Source organism: Nonomuraea sp. NPDC003754, assembly GCF_053605785.1.
This window is the reverse complement of sequence record NZ_JBSGJX010000004.1, coordinates 155,347-173,731: the sequence shown is the minus strand read 5'-3', so window position 1 is coordinate 173,731 and position 18,385 is coordinate 155,347. Positions and strand designations below refer to the sequence as shown.

Sequence of the window (18,385 nt, the reverse complement as noted above, 5' to 3'; positions counted from 1 at the left end):
GCGAGCGGAGCGTCGACGAGCGAAGCGAGGACTACGCGTGAGTACTGGTTATGACGAGGCGACCGAGGGCAAGGTCTACTCGGTCAACGGTGCCGACTGGGACGACGTCGTCGGCGCGGTGCGCGACTCCGAAGAGGAGCGCCTGGTCGTCAACATGGGCCCGCAGCACCCGTCCACGCACGGCGTGCTCAGGCTCATCCTGACCCTCGACGGTGAGACGGTCACCGAGGCCCGTACCGGCATCGGCTACCTGCACACCGGCATCGAGAAGAACATGGAGTTCCGGACGTGGACCCAGGGGACCACGTTCGTCACCCGCATGGACTATCTCGCCCCGCTGTTCAACGAGACGGCGTACTGCCTGGCCGTGGAGAAGCTCCTCGGCATCGAGGACCGCATCCCCGAGCGGGCGCAGGCCATCCGCGTGATGATGATGGAGCTCAACCGCATCTCCTCGCACCTGGTCGCGATGGGCACGTTCGGCATGGAGCTGGGCGCGACCACGCCGTTCCTCTTCGGCTACCGCGACCGCGAGATGGTCATGGACCTGTTCGAGTACATCACGGGTCTGCGCATGAACATGGCCTACGTCAGGCCGGGCGGCGTGAGCGTCGACCTGCCCGCGGGCACCGTCGACAAGGTCGGCGAGTTCCTGAAGGAGATGCCCAAGCGCATCAAGGACATCCGCAAGCTGCTCGACGAGAACCCGGTCTACACCCGCCGCACCAAGGACGTGGCCTACCTCGACCTGACCGGCTGCATGGCGCTCGGCGTCACCGGCCCGATGCTCAGGGCCGCCGGCCTGCCGTGGGACCTGCGCAAGTCGCAGCCGTACTGCGGGTACGAGACCTACGAGTTCGAGGTCGCCACCGAGCAGAGCTGCGACGTCTTCGGCCGCTACCTGGTCCGCATGACGGAGATGGAGGAGTCGCTCAAGATCATTGAGCAGGCTCTCGACCGCATAGCGGGACCGCTGAAGAACAAGCCGGTCATGATCGAGGACAAGAAGATCGGCTGGCCGGCCCAGCTGGCGCTCGGCCCCGACGGCTTCGGCAACTCGCCCGACCACATCGCGCACATCATGGGCAGCTCCATGGAGGCGCTGATCCACCACTTCAAGCTGGTCACCGAGGGCTTCAGGGTCCCGGCGGGCCAGGCCTACGCCTCGGTGGAGTCCCCCCGCGGCGAGCTCGGCGCGCACGTGGTCAGCGACGGCGGCACCCGGCCGTACCGCGTCCACTTCCGCGAGCCGTCCTTCACGAACCTGCAGGCCGTACCGGCAACCTGCGAGGGTGGCCAGGTCGCTGACGTGATCGCGGCCGTGGCATCCATCGACCCGGTCATGGGAGGTGTTGACCGGTGAGTTACTCGCCGGAAGTCCGGGAGCGTCTCGAGAGGGACGCCAAGGAGATCATCGGGCGTTATCCGAAGTCGCGCTCGGCGCTGCTGCCGCTGCTCCACCTGGTGCAGTCGGAGGACGGTTACGTCTCCGACGACGGCCAGGAGTTCTGCGCGGAGATGCTCGGCCTGAGCAAGGCCGAGGTCGTGGGTGTGGCGACGTTCTACACGATGTACAAGCGCAAGCCGATGGGCGACTACCACGTCGGCGTGTGCATCAACTCGCTGTGCGCCGTCATGGGCGGCGACCAGATCTGGGAGGAGCTGTCGGAGCACGTCGGCGTCGGCCACGACGAGACGACCGCCGACGGCAAGGTCTCGCTGGAGCGCCTCGAGTGCAACGCGGCCTGCGACTTCGCCCCGGTGATGATGGTCAACTGGGAGTTCTTCGACAACCAGACGCCCGAGTCGGCCAAGCAGCTCGTCGACGACCTGCGCGACGGCAAGAGCGTCTCGCCGACGCGCGGCCCGAAGCGCCTGTGCACCTTCAAGGAGGCCTCGCGGGTGCTCTCCGGGCTGCCCGACGACCTGGCCGGTGACGGCCCGTCGGCGGCCGGCCCCTCGCTGGAGGGCCTGAAGGTCGCCAAGGCCAACGGATGGAAGGCTCCCGAGGCATGAGCACGACACTCACCCCGGTCCTGACCGCCAACTGGGACCAGCCCAACTCCTTCACGCTGCAGGGCTACGGCCCCTACGACGCGGCGAAGAAGGCGCTCGGCATGGACCCCGACGCGGTCATCCAGGCCGTCAAGGACTCCGGTCTGCGCGGCCGCGGCGGCGCCGGCTTCCCCACCGGCATGAAGTGGGGCTTCATCCCGCAGGGCGACGGCAAGCCGCACTACCTCGTCGTCAACGCCGACGAGTCGGAGCCGGGCACCTGCAAGGACATCCCGCTGATGATGGCCAACCCGCACTCGCTGGTCGAGGGCGTCGTCATCACCTCCTACGCCATCCGCGCCAACCACGCCTTCATCTACGTGCGCGGTGAGGTGCTGCACGTGATCCGCAGGCTGCACGCGGCCGTGCGCGAGGCGTACGAGAAGGGCTACCTCGGCAAGGACATCTTCGGCTCGGGCTACGACCTGGAGCTGGTTGTGCACAGCGGCGCCGGCGCCTACATCTGCGGCGAGGAGACGGCACTGCTCGACTCGCTCGAGGGTTACCGGGGTCAACCGCGTCTCAAGCCTCCGTTCCCTGCCGTGGCGGGCCTGTACGCTTCGCCCACTGTTGTGAACAACGTGGAGTCTGTGGCCAGTGTTCCCAGCATCATCGCGAACGGCGCCGACTGGTTCGCCGCGATGGGTACCGAGAAGTCCAAGGGCTTCGGCATCTTCTCGCTGAGCGGCCACGTCACCCGTCCGGGCCAGTACGAGGCGCCGCTCGGCATCACGCTGCGCGAGCTGCTCGACATGGCGGGCGGCATCCGCGAGGGGCACCAGATCAAGTTCTGGACCCCGGGCGGCTCCTCCACGCCGATCTTCACCGACGAGCACCTCGACGTCCCCCTCGACTTCGAGGCGGTCGGCGCCAAGGGCTCGATGCTCGGCACCCGCGCGCTGCAGATCTTCGACGAGACCACCTGCGTGGTCCGCACCGTGCTGCGCTGGACCGAGTTCTACGCCCACGAGTCGTGCGGCAAGTGCACGCCGTGCCGCGAGGGCACCTACTGGCTCAAGCAGGTGCTCAGGCGCCTGGAGGCCGGCCAGGGCACCGAGGACGACCTCGCGCTGATCACCGACATCGCCGACAACATCCTGGGCCGTTCCTTCTGCGCCCTGGGCGACGGCGCGACCAGCCCGATCCACTCGTCGGTGAAGTACTTCCGCGACGAGTACCTCAAGCACTTCGAGGTCGGCGGCTGCCCGTTCGACCACAAGAAGTCCACCGTGTGGGGTGACAAGTGACCACTACCGCAGTCGAGACCTCAGTCGTCACCCTCACGATCGACGGCTTCCAGGTCACCGTGCCCAAGGGCACGCTCATCATCAGGGCCGCCGAACTGCTGGGCATCCAGATCCCCAGGTTCTGCGACCACCCGCTGCTCGACCCGGCGGCCAACTGCCGCCAGTGCCTGGTCGACATTCCCGACGCGGGCAACGGCCGCGGCTTCCCCAAGCCGCAGCCGTCGTGCGCGATCGAGGTCGCCGAGGGCATGGTCGTGCAGACCCAGCTCACCTCGCCGGTCGCCGAGAAGGCGCAGCGCGGCGCGATGGAGCTGCTGCTCATGAACCACCCGCTGGACTGCCCGGTCTGCGACAAGGGCGGCGAGTGCCCCCTGCAGAACCAGGCGATGTCCAACGGCCAGGGCGAGTCGCGCTTCCACGAGCACAAGCGCACCTTCCCCAAGCCGCTGCCGCTGTCGGCGCAGGTGCTGCTCGACAGGGAGCGCTGCGTGCAGTGCAAGCGCTGCATCCGCTTCTCCGACGAGATCGCGGGCGACCCGCTCATCGAGTTCTTCGAGCGTGGCGCCAAGGAGCAGGTGGGCGTCGCCGACGGCAAGCCGTTCGACTCCTACTTCTCCGGCAACACCATCCAGATCTGCCCGGTCGGCGCGCTGACCAGCGGTGCCTACCGCTTCCGCGCCAGGCCGTTCGACCTGGTCTCCTCGCCGAGCGCCTGCGAGCACTGCGCCTCCGGGTGCGCGCTGCGCACCGACCACCGCCGCGGCAAGGTCACCCGCCGTCTGGCCGGCCTGGACATGCAGGTCAACGAGGAGTGGAACTGCGACAAGGGCCGCTTCGCCTTCACCTACGCGACGCAGCCCGACCGGCTCAGGACCCCGCTGGTCCGTAACGAGGAGGGCCTGCTGGTTCCCGCCTCGTGGCCGGAGGCCCTCGCGGTGGCCGCCGCGGGTCTGGCCAAGGCGCGCGGCAAGGCGGGCGTGCTGGTCGGCGGTCGCGTGACCGTCGAGGACGCCTACGCCTACGCCAAGTTCGCCCGCGTCGCGCTCGGCACCAACGACGTCGACTTCCGGGCCAGGCCGCACAGCGCGGAGGAGGCGCAGTTCCTCGCGCACGCGGTCGCCGGCAAGGGCATCGAGATCTCCTACACCGACCTGGAGCAGGCGCCCGCCGTCCTGCTGGTCGGGTTCGAGCCCGACGAGGAGTCGCCGATCGTCTTCCTGCGCCTGCGCAAGGCCTGGCGCAAGAAGGGCCTGAAGGTCACCTCGATCGCGCCGTTCGCGACCGAGGGCCTGGCCAAGATGGGCGGCACGCTCATCAGGACGCTGCCGGGCGGCGAGGCCGACGCGCTCGACGAGCTCGGCTCCGTGGCCGAGGGCACGATCATCCTGGCCGGCGAGCGGCTGGCCACCGTCCCCGGCGCGCTGTCGGCCCTGGTACGGCTCAGCGCCGCCTCCGGCGCCAGGCTGGCCTGGATCCCGCGCAGGGCCGGGGAGCGCGGCGCGATCGAGGCGGGCGCGCTGCCGAACCTGCTCCCGATCGGCCGCCCGGTCGAGGACGAGAGCGCCAGGGCCGAGGTGGCCAGGGCGTGGAACGTCACCTCCCTCCCCGCCACGCCGGGCCGCGGCACCGACGCGATCCTGGCCGCCGCGCTGAACGAGGAGGTCGACGCGCTGCTCGTCGCCGGCGTCGACCCTCGCGACCTGGCCGACGCCGAGGCGGCGCTGGCCGCCCTGGAGAACACGCCGTTCATCGTCAGCCTCGAGGTGCGCGCCAGCGCGGTCACCGACCGGGCCGACGTGGTCCTGCCGGTCGCCGCCGTCGCCGAGAAGGCCGGCACGTTCGTGAACTGGGAGGGCCGCGGCCGCTCGTTCGAGCGGGCGCTGAAGGTCCCCGGCATCATGAGCGACCTCAACGTGCTGTCGGCCATCGCCGACCACATGGACGTGCACCTGGGCCTGCCCGACGCCGCCGCCGCCCGCAAGGAGCTCAGCGGCCTCGGCGCCTGGCGCGGCACCAGGGTCGGCGCGCCGAACGCCGCCGCGACGGCCCAGCCGGCGCCCCAGGCGGGCGAGGCCGTGCTGGCCACCTGGCACCAGCTGCTCGACGCCGGCCGCCTCCAGGACGGCGAGCCGTACCTGGCGGGCACCGCCCGCCCGGTCGAGGCGCTGCTCTCGGAGAGCACCGCGGCCGAGATCGGCGTGGCCGACGGCGGCAAGATCGTAGTGGGTGAGACGGTGTCCCTGCCGGTGCGCGTCGTGGACCTGCCCGACCGGGTGGTCTGGGTGCCGACGAACTCCCCGGGCTGCTCGGTCAGGCGCGACCTGGGCGCGCTGGCCGGCGACATCGTCAAGATCGGGAGCGCCTCATGAGCGTGACAGTCCTCGCGACGGATCCGACCCTCGCCGACTTCGGCAAGGATCCGCTCTGGATCACCATCATCAAGGCGGTCGGCGTCTTCGCCTTCCTGATGGTGGGCATCCTGTTCGGCGTCTGGTACGAGCGCAAGCTGATCTCCCGCATGCAGAACCGCTACGGCCCCAACCGGGCCGGCAAGTTCGGTCTGCTCCAGTCGGTCGCCGACGGCGTGAAGATGGGCCTGAAGGAAGACATCTTCCCCAACACGGTGGACAAGGTGCTCTACCTGCTGGCTCCGGTCATCATGGTGGTCCCGGCCTTCCTGGCCTTCTCCATCGTGCCGTTCGGGCCGATCGTGAACATGTTCGGCGTCCAGACGCCGCTGCAGCTGGTCGACCTGCCGGTCGCGGTGCTGTTCATGCTGGCGATGGGCGCGGTGTCGGTCTACGGCGTGGTGCTGGCGGGCTGGTCGTCCCGCTCGCCGTACGCGCTGCTCGGTGGTCTGCGGTCGGCGGCCCAGGTGGTCTCCTACGAGATCGCGATGGGCCTGTCGTTCGTGGCGGTGTTCCTGTTCGCCGGCACGCTGTCGACCTCGGAGATCGTCGCGGCGCAGGCGTCGGGCGGCACGCTGCAGCTGTTCGGGCTCGAGATCCCGATGCCCTCGTGGTACGTGATCCTGCTGCTGCCCTCCTTCCTGATCTACGTGGTGTGCGCCTTCGGTGAGGCCGCGCGTATCCCGTTCGACCTGCCCGAGGGCGAGGGCGAGCTGGTGGGCGGCTTCCAGACCGAGTACTCCTCGTCGCTGAAGTTCGCCCTGATCATGATGGGCGAGTACCTGCACACCTTCACCGCCTCGGCGATGGCGATCACGCTGTTCCTCGGCGGATGGCGGGCGCCGTGGCCGATCTCGCTGTGGGACGACGCGAACACCGGCTACTGGCCGTTCCTGTGGTTCTTCATCAAGTTCGTCCTGGTCTTCTCGTTCGTCGTGTGGGTCCGCGCCTCGCTGCCCCGCGTCCGTTACGACCAGCTGATGGCGCTGGGCTGGAAGGTGCTGATCCCGCTCAACCTGGCGTGGATCATGCTCGTGGCCACCGTCAAGCTGCTCAGGACCCCCGGCGTCGACCTGACCTTCGTGTACGTCATCGGGGCGATCGTGGTTGTCGGAGCCTTCGCCATCTGGTTCCGCTTCGACACCGTGAACCAGCGCCGCAAGGAGGCGGAGAAGGCCAAGGTGGCGGCTGAGTTCGAGCAGCTCGCCAACGAGCCGACCGCCGGCGGCTTCCCTGTGCCGCCGCTTGACCTGCCGCACTACCACGGGGTGGGGCGCAAGGAGGTTCCCAGTGGGAGCAACTGATTGGCTGAACCCCGTGAAGGGGTTCGGCGTGACCTTTCACACGATGTTCAAGAAGCCGGTCACGACGAACTACCCGGAGGTGAAGAAGCCGACGGCTCCTCGCTTCCACGGTCGTCACCAGCTGAACCGCTGGCCCGACGGGCTGGAGAAGTGCGTCGGCTGCGAGCTGTGCGCCTGGGCGTGTCCCGCCGACGCGATCTACGTCGAGGGCGGCGACAACACCGAGGAGGAGCGCTACTCGCCGGGTGAGCGTTACGGGCGCACCTACCAGATCAACTATCTGCGGTGCATCCTGTGCGGCCTGTGCATCGAGGCGTGCCCGACCAGGGCGCTGACGATGACCAACGAGTACGAGCTCGCCGACTCCGACCGGGAGAGCCTCATCTACACCAAGGAGATGCTGCTCGCTCCGCTCACCGCGGGCATGGAGCAGCCTCCGCACCCCATGCGGCTCGGCGAGACCGAAGAGGACTACTACCGCTTGGGGCGCGAGAATGGGTGAGACCATCACGTTCTGGGTGCTGGCCGTCGTCTCCGTCGGCGCCGCGCTCGGAATGATCTTCAGCCGCAAGGCGGTCTACTCGGCGCTCCTGCTGGGCGGTGTGATGCTCTGCCTCGCGGTGCTCTACGCCGTGCAGGAGGCGCCCTTCCTGGCCGCGGTGCAGATCATCGTCTACACCGGCGCGATCATGATGCTCTTCCTGTTCGTGCTCATGCTGGTGGGCGTCGACTCGGCCGACTCCCTGGTGGAGACGCTCAAGGGACAGCGCTTCTGGGCGGGCGTCGCCGGTGTCGGCTTCGCCGTCCTGGTGATCCTCGCGATCGGGAACGCGCTGTTCGTCCCCGAGCCCGCGGGTCTGGCCGCCGCCACGGAGCAGGCGGGCGGCAACGTACCGGCGCTGGCCAGGCTGGTGTTCACCCGCCACGTCTTCGCCTTCGAGATCACCTCCGCGCTGCTCATCACCGCCGCGCTCGGCGCGATGGTGCTGGCGCACCGCGAGAGGGCCGAGCCGAAGCCGTCGCAGAAGGACCTGGCGCGCGCCAGGTTCGCCACCGGCGACCCGTCGCCGCTGCCCGCGCCCGGCACCTACGCCAGGAACAACGCCATCGACATGCCCGCGCTGCTGCCCGACGGCTCGGTCGCCGAACTGTCGGTCAACCGGCACATCGCGCGCTGGGACGTCGAGCACGACCATCTGCCCGACGACCCCAAGCTCGCCCAGGCCATCAAGCACGCGGTCGAGGAGGAACCCGTGACAGAGGATTCTGCGACGGACTCCGAGCACCTGGGTGAGGTGACCAAGTGACCACCGAGTACCTGGTCCTCTCCGCACTGCTCTTCGCGATCGGCGCGCTCGGCGTGCTGATCAGGCGCAACGCGATCGTGGTCTTCATGTGCGTCGAGCTCATGCTCAACGCCTGCAACCTCGCGTTCGTCACCTTCGCCCGCATGCACGGCAACCTGGACGGCCAGATCATCGCCTTCTTCGTGATGGTCGTGGCCGCGGCCGAGGTCGTGATCGGTCTGGCGATCATCGTGACGATCTTCCGAACCCGCAGGTCGGCGTCCGTGGACGATGCCAACCTGCTGAAGTACTAAGAGGTGACAGTGGAACCGGCAGAGATCATCCCGCACTCCGGTGGAGTGATCGGGGCCTCATGGCTGATGATCGCACTGCCCCTCTTGGGCGCGGCGATCCTGTTGCTCGGCGGCCGCCGTACCAACGCCTGGGGGCACTACCTGGGCGTCCTGATGTCGCTCGGTTCGTTCGTCGTCGCGGTGCTCGCCTTCATGGAGCTCGATGGTGGTCGTTACAGCGTCCACCTGTACGACTTCATTCCCGGAATGGCGGACATCAGCCTGCTGATCGACCCGCTGTCGATCAGTTTCTGTCTGCTGATCACGGGTGTGGGTTCGCTGATCCACATCTACTCGATCGGCTACATGTCGCACGATCCCGACCGGCGCAGGTTCTTCTCCTACCTGAACCTGTTCGTCGCGGCGATGCTGCTGCTGGTGCTGTCGGCCAACTACGTCGGCCTGTTCATCGGCTGGGAGGGCGTCGGTCTCGCCTCCTACCTGCTGATCGGCTTCTGGCAGTTCAAGCCGACGGCGGCGGTCGCGGCCAAGAAGGCGTTCATCGTCAACCGCGTCGGTGACTTCGGCCTGCTGATCGCGATGTTCACGATGTGGACGACGTTCGGCTCGCTGGCCTTCAGCGACATCTCCGCCAAGGTCGGCCAGGCCTCGGAGGGCACGCTCACCGCCATCGGCCTGCTGCTCCTGCTCGGCGCCTGCGGTAAGTCGGCCCAGCTGCCGCTGCAGTCCTGGCTTCTCGACGCGATGGAGGGCCCGACCCCGGTCTCGGCCCTCATCCACGCCGCGACCATGGTCACCGCCGGCGTCTACCTGGTGGTCCGCTCCGGCTTCGTCTTCGAGGCCGCGCCCACCGCGCAGCTGGTCGTCACCATCGTCGGCGTGGCCACGCTGCTGGCCGGTGCCATCATCGGTTGCGCGAAGGACGACATCAAGAAGGGCCTGGCCGGTTCGACGATGTCGCAGATCGGCTACATGATGCTCGGCGCGGGCCTCGGCCCGGCCGGCTACGCCTTCGCGATCGGCCACCTGATCACGCACGGCTTCTTCAAGGCCGACCTGTTCCTCGGCGCCGGATCGGTCATGCACGGCATGAACGACGAGGTCGACATGAGGAAGTACGGCGGCCTGCGCAAGTACATGCCGCTGACCTTCGCGACGTTCTTCGTCGGCTACCTGGCGATCATCGGTTTCCCGCTGCTGTCCGGCTACTTCACCAAGGACGGCATCATCGAGACCGCGATGGAGCACAACCAGATCCTCGGCTGGCTGGCCGTGATCGGCGCCGGCATCACCGGCTTCTACATGTCGCGGATGGTCTTCATGACCTTCTTCGGCGAGAAGCGCTGGGCCGACGACGCGCACCCGCACGAGTCGCCCAAGGTCATGACGATCCCGCTGGTCATCCTGTCGATCGGCTCGATCTTCCTCGGCGGCTACCTGGTGCTGAGCAACCGGCTGATGCTCTTCCTCGCCCCGGCCGTCGGCCGTCCGGAGGAGCTGCCCACCTTCCACTGGAACAGCGTCGCGGGTCTCGCCACGCTCGCCCTGGTGGCGGTCGGCGCCGGGTTCGCCTGGATGAAGTACGGCAAGGCGCCGGTCCCCGAGACGGCCCCGCGCGGCTCGTTCCTCACCACCTTCGCCAGGCGTGACCTCTACGGCGACGCCCTCAACGAGACACTGCTCATGCGTCCGGGACAGTGGCTCACCCGCATCGCGGTGTTCTTCGACAACCGCGGCATCGACGGCCTGGTCAACGGGCTGGCGGCGGCCGTCGGCGGCACCTCCGGCCGGATGCGCCGGCTCCAGACGGGCTTCGCGCGGACGTACGCGCTGTCCATCCTCTTCGGCGCCGCGGTCCTGGCCGGCGCTCTGCTCCTTGTAGGGAACCTGTGATGCCCTGGCTTACGATCCTGATGGCAGTGCCCGTGGTGGGCGCTGTCCTGGTGGCCCTCACGCCGAAGGGCAGCGGCAAGCTGGCCAAGCAGCTCGCGCTGGCCGTCTCCGTCGTCGTGCTGGGGCTCACCATCGCGATGGCGGCGCAGTTCAGCCCGAAGGGCCCGCGCTTCCAGTTCGTCGAGACCTACGACTGGATCCCGCGCTTCGGCGTGCACTACGGCGTCGGTGTCGACGGCATCGCGCTGGTGCTGATCGCGCTGTCGGCGGTGCTGGTGCCGATCGTGGTGCTGGCCTCCTGGAACGACGCCGACGCCCCGCACGCCAAGTACTCGGTGAAGACGTACTTCGCGCTCCTGCTGGTGCTCGAGGCCATGATGATCGGCGTCTTCGCGGCGACCGACATCTTCCTGTTCTACGTCTTCTTCGAAGCCATGCTGATCCCGATGTACTTCATGATCGGGTCGTACGGCGGCGCGCAGCGGTCCTACGCGGCCGTCAAGTTCCTGCTCTACTCGCTGTTCGGCGGCCTGCTCATGCTGGTCGCGGTCATCGGCCTCTACGTCATCGCGGGCAAGAACACCTTCCTGTTCCCCGAGCTGATCGGGGCCATCCAGGACCCGACCACGCAGAAGTGGCTGTTCGCCGGCTTCTTCTTCGCCTTCGCGGTGAAGGCGCCGCTGTGGCCGTTCCACACGTGGCTGCCCGACGCGGCGGCGCAGGCTCCGGCCGGCGCGGCGGTGCTCCTGGTCGGCGTCCTGGACAAGGTCGGCACGTACGGCATGCTCCGCTTCTGCCTGGAGCTGTTCCCGGACGCGTCGAAGTTCTTCACCCCGCTGGTGATCGTGCTGTCGGTGGTCGGCATCATCTACGGCGCCATCGTGGCCATCGGCCAGACGAACATGAAGCGCCTGATCGCCTACACCTCGATCTCGCACTTCGGCTTCATCGCCCTCGGCGTGTTCGCGATGACGGCGAACGCGGGCGCCGGCGCCACGCTCTACATGGTCAACCACGGCTTCTCGACCGGCGCGCTGTTCCTGATCGCCGGGTTCCTCATCGCGCGGCGGGGCTCGCCGTACATCGAGGACTACGGCGGCGTGCAGAAGGTCACGCCGAAGCTGGCCGGCGTGTTCCTGATCGCGGGCCTATCCGGTCTGTCGCTGCCCGGCCTGTCGTCCTTCGTCAGCGAGTTCATGGTGCTGATCGGCACCTACGAGCGCTACCTGGTCCCCGCGATCATCTCGGCGACCGGCGTCATCCTGGCGGCCATCTACATCCTGTGGATGTACCAGCGGGTCGCGGGCGGGCCGACGGCCGAGCCGGTCAAGGAGTTCAAGGACCTCAACGGCCGCGAGCTGTGGGTGGTCGCCCCGCTGATCGCTCTGATCATCGGACTGGGCTTCTTCCCCAAGCCGCTGCTTGACGTGATCAACCCGGCGGTGGACCACACCCTGTCCAACGTCCAGGTGGAGAAGTTCACCCCGGCGATTGCCGAGAAGGGGGCCGGACAGTGAACGGCACCATCCAAGCGCCGACGATCGAGTACGGCCTGCTGGCGCCGATGCTGGTGATCTTCGGCGCGGCGGTCATCGGCGTGCTGGTGGAGGCGTTCGCGCCTCGCTACCTGCGCAAGTCGATCCAAGTGCCGGTGACGCTGCTCAGCATGGCCGGGGCCTTCGTCCTGGTCGTCTTCCAGGTGATGAGCGGACTGCCGACCGCGCCCGCGGCCATGGGCGCCGTCGCGGTCGACGGTCCCGCCCTGTTCTTCTGGGGCGTCATCCTCGTCCTGGCCTTCGTCAGCACGCTGCTGGTGCTCGACGACGACACCTTCGTGGCCTCGGCCGCCGCCGTACCTGGTAGCGCGGCCGAGGAGGAGGCGGAGATCACCGGTGGCGCGCACACCGAGATCTACCCGCTGATCCTGTTCGCGGTGGGCGGCATGCTGCTGTTCTCGTCCGCGAACGACCTGCTGGTGATGTTCGTCGGCCTCGAGGTCATGTCGCTGCCGCTGTACCTGCTGTGTGGCCTGGCGCGCCGACGCCGCCTGCTGTCGCAGGAGGCGTCGATGAAGTACTTCCTGCTCGGCGCGTTCTCCTCGGCCTTCTTCCTGTACGGCATGGCCTTCGTGTACGGCTTCGCCGGCTCGGTCGACCTGGTCAAGATCAGCGAGGCGCTCGGCAAGGTGGGCGGCCTGGACACGGTGCTCCTCATCGGTCTGGCGCTTCTCGGCGTCGGCCTGATGTTCAAGATCGGCGCCGCGCCCTTCCAGGCGTGGAAGCCTGACGTCTACCAGGGCGCCCCGACCCCCGTCACCGCGCTCATGGCCTCCGGCACGCTCGTCGCGGCCTTCGGCGCGGTCCTGAGGGTCTTCTGGGTGGCTCTGGGCAACCTCGACTGGGACTGGCGTCCGGTCCTGTGGGGCGTGGCCATTCTCACGATGATCGTCGGCGCGATCCTCGCGATCACCCAGACGGACATCAAGCGCATGCTGGCCTACTCCTCGATCGCGCACGCGGGCTTCCTGCTCATCGGTGTGATCGCGACCAGCACGCAGGCGCAGGGCAACGCCGACACCCTGTCGGCGATCATGTTCTACCTGCTCGTCTACGGCATCACGACGGTCGGCGCGTTCGCCGTCGTCACGATGGTGCGCGACGCGGGCGGCGAGGCCAACCACCTGTCGCGCTGGGCGGGTCTGGGCAAGCGGTCGCCGATGCTGGCGGGCGTGTTCGCGTTCTTCCTGCTGGCCTTCGCCGGCATCCCGCTCACCAGCGGGTTCTTCGGTAAGTACGCGGTCTTCGCCGCCGCGGTGGCCAACGGCGCGACGCCGCTGGTCATCGTCGGTGTGGTCACCTCCGCGATCGCCGCGTTCTTCTACGTCCGCGTGATCGTGCTGATGTTCTTCAGCGAGCCCGCCGCCGACGGCCCGACCATCGCGGTGCCCTCTGCGGCCACCGCGGCTGTTATCACTCTCGCGGCAGCGGTTACGGTAGTGCTGGGGGTTTTCCCGCAGCCTGTCCTGGATCTCGCTGACAAGGCTGCATCTGCCTTGTTCATCCGCTAAGGGGAATATATGTCTGCGCCACCGGTTGTTGATCTTCCCATCGACGATGAGCGGTTGGCGCAAGACCTTGCCAGCGGTCTCGCCTCCGTCGAGAAACTGCTGCGCACGTCGGTCGAGAGCGAGGACGCCTTCGTCACGGAGGCGTCCAAGCACCTCATCGAGGCCGGCGGCAAGCGTTTCCGCACGATGATGGTGTTGCTGGCCGCGCAGTTCGGTGATCCCTCCGCGCCGGGCGTCGTGCCCGCCGCGGTGGTGATCGAACTCACCCACCTGGCCACGCTGTACCACGACGACGTCATGGACGAGGCCCCCGTCCGCCGTGGCTCTCCCTCCGCCAACGCCCGCTGGGACAACACGGTGGCCATCCTCACCGGCGACTACCTGTTCGCGCAGGCGTCGGAGATCCTCGCCGACCTCGGCGCCGAGGCGATCAAGATCCAGGCGCAGACGTTCTCCCGCCTGGTGCGCGGGCAGATCCGCGAGACGATCGGGCCCGCCGAGGGCGTCGACCCGATCCACCACTACATCAGGGTGCTGGCCGACAAGACCGGCTCCCTCATCGCCACCTCGGGACGCTTCGGCGGCCTGCTGTCCGGCGCCCCCACCGACGTGGTCGAACGGCTGTCCAGCGCGTGCGAGGCCATCGGCGTGGCCTGGCAGCTCGGCGACGACCTGCTGGACGTGGCGTCGGAGTCCGCCGAGTCCGGCAAGACGCCCGGCACGGACCTGCGCGAAGGGATCAGGACACTGCCCGTCCTCTACGCGCTGGAGTCGTCGCCGTCGGCCCGGTTGCGGGAACTGCTCCAGGGGCCGGTGGCCGAGGAGGACGTCGCCGAGGCCCTGCGGCTGCTGCGGGCCGACCAGGGGATGGCGCGGGCCCGGCAGGAGCTGGAGACGTGGGTGAACAGGGCGCGGGCCGACCTGGAGGCGCTGCCGGACATCCCGGCGCGGGCGGCGTTCCTGGCGCTGTGCGACTACGTGGTGGAGCGGTCGGGCTGACTGGCCGCTCGGGCCGTCCTGGAGGCGCTGCCGGACATCCCGGCGCGGGCGGCGTTCCTGGCGCTGCCGGGCTGAGGGTTCGCTCAGCCGTCCGTCGGAGGTCGGACGTCGGATGTCGGGCTGGCCGGCTCACGGCGTGGCGCTTGGCCGCCGCCTTGAGGAGGCGGCACCTCTCGCCCCTGCGACCGGCGCGCTCGGTCGGCGTGTGGCGGCCGAGGACGGCGTCGCCACTGCCGTCGCCCGCATCGTCGACCGTGCGGGATTCCCGCCTGACGGACTCATCCTGGGGTGATGCGTGGTCGGCGCACCGGTTCGTCCACCTGCCGGGCTTGCCTACGCGCTGGACTTCAGGGGGGGCCGTGACGGCGGGGGCCGAAGTCCTGCTGGGCGGGGTTTCAGGGGCGCCGTGACGCCGGGGGTCCTGCTGGGCGGGGTTCAGGGGCGCCGTGACGGCGGGGACCGAAGTCCTGCTGGGCGGGGCGCCTGCGGCGGGCGGTCAGCGGTGATCGGCGGGGGCGCCGGACCGGCTTGCCGTACCGGAGAGAACGGGTTCGGGTTCCGCGCGGCGGGACCGCCGCGCCGCCCTGAGGCTGTCGTAGGTGAAGATCACCAGCGCCAGCCACACGATCGCGAAGCCCGCCCACCGGCTGGCGGGCATCGTCTCCTTCGCGATGAGCACGCCCACCAGGAACTGCAGGATCGGCGCGATGTACTGCAGCAGCCCGATCGTGGTCAGCGGCACCCTGATCGCGCTGGCCGTGAAGAACAGCAGCGGCACCGCCGTCACCAGGCCGCCGCCGGCCAGCAGCAGCGCGTGCCACGGCCCGTGGTCACCGAACGTCGCGCCGCCCGACTGCTCCAGGTACACCAGGTAGGCCAGCGCCGGCCCCAGCAGCACCAGCGTCTCGACCGTGAGGCTCTCCGCGGCGCCGACGTTCGCCTTCTTCTTCACCAGGCCGTAGATGCCGAAGCTGACCGCGAGCGTGAGCGCGATCCACGGCAGCCGGCCGTAGTCCAGGGCCAGCACGAGGACCGCCAGCGCGCCGAACCCCACCGCCGCCCACTGCAGCGGCCGCAGCCGCTCCTTCAGCAGGATCACCCCGAACAGCACGCTCACCAGCGGGTTGATGAAGTAGCCGAGCGCCGACTCCACCACGTGGCCCGAGTTGACGCCGTAGATGTAGGTGCCCCAGTTGGCCGTGATGAGCAACGCCGCCAGCCCCAGCAGCCCGAACTGCCTCGGCTCCAGGTGCCTGAACCACGACCAGTGCCTGCGTACGGCCAGGATCGCCACCACCGCCACCAGCGACCACGCCATGCGGTGCGCCAGGATCTCGATCGGTCCGGACGGCTTCAGCAGCGGCCAGTAGAGCGGGAAGAGGCCCCACAGGGAGTAGGCGGCGACACCATAGAGCACACCACGGCGTTGGTCAGGCATGTAACCCATCTTCGCCCCTTACTTCATTAAATACAAATGCGTATTGCTATCTGGGATGATGTAGGGACTCTTAAGTGTTTCGACATAGGGTTGATGGAGGAGGAGGTACAAAGATGGGCTGGCTGTTCGGCTCGCACAAGACATCGATGGTGAACCCCTCGGACGCCCTACCCGGACGTTCGACACCGATACCCGTCCCCGCCCGCCACGCCGTCCTCGACGCTCCGCTCGTCGGCGCGCAGGGCGAGATCGCGGACTTCGGGCTCGGCTGCTTCTGGGGCGCCGAGCGGAAGTTCTGGCAGACCCCGGGCGTGATCTCCACGGCAGTCGGGTACCAGGGCGGCTACACGCCCAACCCCACGTACGAGGAGGTGTGTTCCGGCCTCACCGGACATGCCGAGGTCGTGAGGGTCTGGTACGACCCCGCGAAGGTGTCGTACGCCGACCTGCTCAAGGTGTTCTGGGAAGCGCACGACCCCACCCAGGGCATGCGCCAGGGCAACGACATGGGCACGCAGTACCGGTCGGCGGCGTACTTCCATTCGCCCGAGCAGGAGAAGGCGGCGCTGGCGTCCCGGGACGCCTACCAGCAGATGCTGAGGTCGGCGGGCTACGGCGACATCACGACCGAGATCGCCCCGGCCGGCGAGTTCTACTACGCCGAGGAGTATCACCAGCAGTACCTTCACCGCAACAAAAACGGCTACTGCGGGATTGGAGGGACCGGGGTCGCCTGCCCGGTGGGCGTCGCGCCTGCCGGCGAGTGAACCGGGAGATCTTCAACGAGGTCGCGGTCCTGTGGGCGGAGCACTCGGGGCTGCCGTTCCCCGATGATCTGCGAGGCGCTGTCGGGTTGCGGTCGCGGCCTGAGAGGGCGCGGGGCCATGGCCGTCTCCTGCAGGACTCCCACAAGGACGGCGCGGCCTTGGCGGCACGGGCGTCTCCTGCCCGATGGGCGTCGCTCCGCCGGAGTGTGGGACAGAAAGTGCCCACGCTCCGATCGCGGTTCTGTATAGAAAGCTGTACAGTTGATGTATGACTGTTCTGCATGACGCTACTGAGTTGAGCGTCACCGAGGCGGCCCAGCGAGGGGTTGCCCGCCTGGTGGCAGAGGCGGAGCAGGGGGCCGACCTGGTGGTTACCCGTCGACACCAACCGGTGGCGGCCGTGGTGAGCATTCGCCGACTCAACGAGTTGGAGGAGGCGGCGGCTGACCTGCGGGATCTGGCGCTTGTGCTCGCTCGGTCGGTCACGGACACGGGGGAGCGGGTCTCGCTCGATGAGGTGCTGGCCGCTTTCGGGCACACTCGCGAGTCGCTGACGGCCATCCCGGACGACGAGTAGACATGTCCGACGTCGTCTTTACGGCACCAGCGGTCGATGACCTCCGACGCATTGGCCCAGACGCGGTGCCCAAGGTGCTCAAGAAGATCCTTCTCCTGTTGGACAACCCTGAAGCTGGTTACCCGCTCGGTGGGGAACTGACCGGTTTTCGGAAGCTTGTGGTCGGTCGCAACACCTGGCGTGTCGTCTACCGCATCGCCGACGACAAGTCGGTGGAGATCTGCGAGGTGTGGGCTGTCGGTGAACGGGCCGACGCGGAAGTCTACGCAGAGGCGACGGTGAGGGTTCGCGAGGCGGGTACCGGCCGTCCGGAGATTGTCCAGCTCGGCCAGGTGATCGAGCGTCTTGGCGCGCTGGCCGATCACATTCGGGTGGAGAAAGCGCCCCCTCGGGAACCGGTTCCAGATTGGCTCGCGGACCGGTTGATCTACACGGTGGGGATGGCTCGCGAGGACGTTGCCGCTCTTGATCTTCAAGAGGCTGTCGACTTGTGGGCTGAGTACCGGTCGAAGGTCCGTTAGGTTATGCATCCATTGCCTGAGGCGAAGCACTGCCATCAGCAGCACCTGGAGAAGAAGCCCGGCGACTACTGCGGGATCGGTGGGACCGGGGTCTCCTGCCCTGTGGGCGTCGCGCCTGGGGCGAGTGAACCTGGAGATCTTCAACGAGGTCTCGGTGCTGTGGGCGCAGCACGTCGGTCGACCGTACCCGAGCATGGGAGAGGTCTTCCCGGACTTCGTGCTGGCCGAGTCTTCTATGGCAGGCATCGCGACCTCGTACGTCGGCTCCCGACGGGGTGAGATCGATGCGGAGCAGCGGCGCGTCCTGAGCTCGTGCGCCCGTGATCTGCGCTGGGTGCTGAAGCGCGTTCGTGGCCGCGAGGCCCGTGTATATGTGGCCCGGTCCGTCAGGATCACGGACCTGATCCTCGGCCGGGTTGCGCCGGCCGATCGTCACAGTCAGTAACACTTCTCTCCAGGGTCACGGCCGGCCGCCTGCGGTTGCTCGCCGTGCTGCGGATCTCCGGTCG

The 18,385-nt window shown here is 68.3% G+C and carries 17 protein-coding genes; 16 read left to right on the top strand and 1 reads right to left on the bottom strand.

Translation table 11 applies throughout. The features are described from left to right. Positions 1 to 37: 37 nt before the first annotated feature. From ACWEVS_RS07165 to ACWEVS_RS07110, 12 genes are all read left to right on the top strand, one after another. Complete coding sequence (locus ACWEVS_RS07165; protein ID WP_449915221.1) at positions 38 to 1,363, top strand: NADH-quinone oxidoreductase subunit D; 1,326 nt, start codon at positions 38 to 40, stop codon at positions 1,361 to 1,363. Then, the gene (nuoE, locus tag ACWEVS_RS07160; protein WP_354907763.1) at positions 1,360 to 2,016 is read left to right on the top strand and encodes an NADH-quinone oxidoreductase subunit NuoE; all 657 of its coding nucleotides are present in this window, start codon (positions 1,360 to 1,362) and stop codon (positions 2,014 to 2,016) included. The genes ACWEVS_RS07165 and nuoE overlap by 4 nt, the downstream gene beginning before the upstream one ends. Continuing rightward, positions 2,013 to 3,302 carry an NADH-quinone oxidoreductase subunit NuoF gene (gene nuoF, locus ACWEVS_RS07155; RefSeq protein ID WP_452416353.1) on the top strand — a complete coding sequence of 430 codons (1,290 nt, stop codon included), beginning with the start codon at positions 2,013 to 2,015 and terminating at the stop codon, positions 3,300 to 3,302. Before nuoE ends, nuoF begins: the two co-directional genes overlap by 4 nt. Then, positions 3,299 to 5,671, top strand: coding sequence for an NADH-quinone oxidoreductase subunit G (locus ACWEVS_RS07150; RefSeq protein WP_449915216.1), 2,373 nt, complete (start codon positions 3,299 to 3,301; stop codon positions 5,669 to 5,671). Before nuoF ends, ACWEVS_RS07150 begins: the two co-directional genes overlap by 4 nt. Further along, complete coding sequence (gene nuoH, locus ACWEVS_RS07145; RefSeq protein ID WP_449915214.1) at positions 5,668 to 7,014, top strand: NADH-quinone oxidoreductase subunit NuoH; 1,347 nt, start codon at positions 5,668 to 5,670, stop codon at positions 7,012 to 7,014. Before ACWEVS_RS07150 ends, nuoH begins: the two co-directional genes overlap by 4 nt. After that, entirely contained in the window at positions 7,001 to 7,516 is a 516-nt protein-coding gene (gene nuoI, locus ACWEVS_RS07140; protein WP_354907757.1) for an NADH-quinone oxidoreductase subunit NuoI, read from the top strand. The genes nuoH and nuoI overlap by 14 nt, the downstream gene beginning before the upstream one ends. After that, positions 7,509 to 8,321 (top strand): NADH-quinone oxidoreductase subunit J, encoded by an 813-nt coding sequence (locus ACWEVS_RS07135; RefSeq protein WP_449915211.1) that lies wholly within the window; start codon positions 7,509 to 7,511, stop codon positions 8,319 to 8,321. Before nuoI ends, ACWEVS_RS07135 begins: the two co-directional genes overlap by 8 nt. Further along, positions 8,318 to 8,614 carry an NADH-quinone oxidoreductase subunit NuoK gene (gene nuoK / locus ACWEVS_RS07130; RefSeq protein ID WP_183652029.1) on the top strand — a complete coding sequence of 99 codons (297 nt, stop codon included), beginning with the start codon at positions 8,318 to 8,320 and terminating at the stop codon, positions 8,612 to 8,614. Before ACWEVS_RS07135 ends, nuoK begins: the two co-directional genes overlap by 4 nt. 66 nt (positions 8,615 to 8,680) lie before the next feature. Continuing rightward, positions 8,681 to 10,507: an NADH-quinone oxidoreductase subunit L gene (nuoL, locus tag ACWEVS_RS07125; RefSeq protein ID WP_354907953.1), complete on the top strand. Its 1,827-nt coding sequence runs from the start codon at positions 8,681 to 8,683 to the stop codon at positions 10,505 to 10,507. Positions 10,508 to 10,527: 20 nt separating this feature from the next. Next, a complete protein-coding gene (locus ACWEVS_RS07120; RefSeq protein WP_452416356.1) occupies positions 10,528 to 12,024 on the top strand; it encodes an NADH-quinone oxidoreductase subunit M in 1,497 nt (498 codons plus the stop codon). After that, positions 12,021 to 13,574: an NADH-quinone oxidoreductase subunit NuoN gene (nuoN, locus tag ACWEVS_RS07115; protein ID WP_354907752.1), complete on the top strand. Its 1,554-nt coding sequence runs from the start codon at positions 12,021 to 12,023 to the stop codon at positions 13,572 to 13,574. The genes ACWEVS_RS07120 and nuoN overlap by 4 nt, the downstream gene beginning before the upstream one ends. A gap of 9 nt (positions 13,575 to 13,583) precedes the next feature. Further along, complete coding sequence (locus tag ACWEVS_RS07110; RefSeq protein ID WP_354907750.1) at positions 13,584 to 14,573, top strand: polyprenyl synthetase family protein; 990 nt, start codon at positions 13,584 to 13,586, stop codon at positions 14,571 to 14,573. A 496-nt stretch (positions 14,574 to 15,069) separates the two neighbouring features. Here the strand turns inward: ACWEVS_RS07110 and rarD are convergent, their stop codons facing one another. Then, a complete protein-coding gene (gene rarD, locus ACWEVS_RS07105; RefSeq protein WP_354907749.1) occupies positions 15,070 to 16,011 on the bottom strand; it encodes an EamA family transporter RarD in 942 nt (313 codons plus the stop codon). Between the two features lie 113 nt (positions 16,012 to 16,124). Here rarD and msrA point away from each other — a divergent pair, with 113 nt between their 5' ends. The 4 genes from msrA to ACWEVS_RS07085 all read left to right on the top strand — a co-directional run bounded on the left by msrA (position 16,125) and on the right by ACWEVS_RS07085 (position 18,321). Further along, on the top strand, positions 16,125 to 16,778 hold the full coding sequence (msrA, locus tag ACWEVS_RS07100; protein WP_449915198.1) for a peptide-methionine (S)-S-oxide reductase MsrA: 654 nt from the start codon (positions 16,125 to 16,127) through the stop codon (positions 16,776 to 16,778). Positions 16,779 to 17,046: 268 nt separating this feature from the next. Then, positions 17,047 to 17,355: a type II toxin-antitoxin system prevent-host-death family antitoxin gene (locus tag ACWEVS_RS07095; RefSeq protein WP_449915192.1), complete on the top strand. Its 309-nt coding sequence runs from the start codon at positions 17,047 to 17,049 to the stop codon at positions 17,353 to 17,355. 2 nt (positions 17,356 to 17,357) lie between these two features. Continuing rightward, on the top strand, positions 17,358 to 17,876 hold the full coding sequence (locus tag ACWEVS_RS07090; protein WP_449915190.1) for a type II toxin-antitoxin system RelE family toxin: 519 nt from the start codon (positions 17,358 to 17,360) through the stop codon (positions 17,874 to 17,876). A gap of 124 nt (positions 17,877 to 18,000) precedes the next feature. After that, complete coding sequence (locus ACWEVS_RS07085) at positions 18,001 to 18,321, top strand: hypothetical protein (RefSeq protein WP_452416360.1); 321 nt, start codon at positions 18,001 to 18,003, stop codon at positions 18,319 to 18,321. Positions 18,322 to 18,385 lie beyond the last annotated feature (64 nt).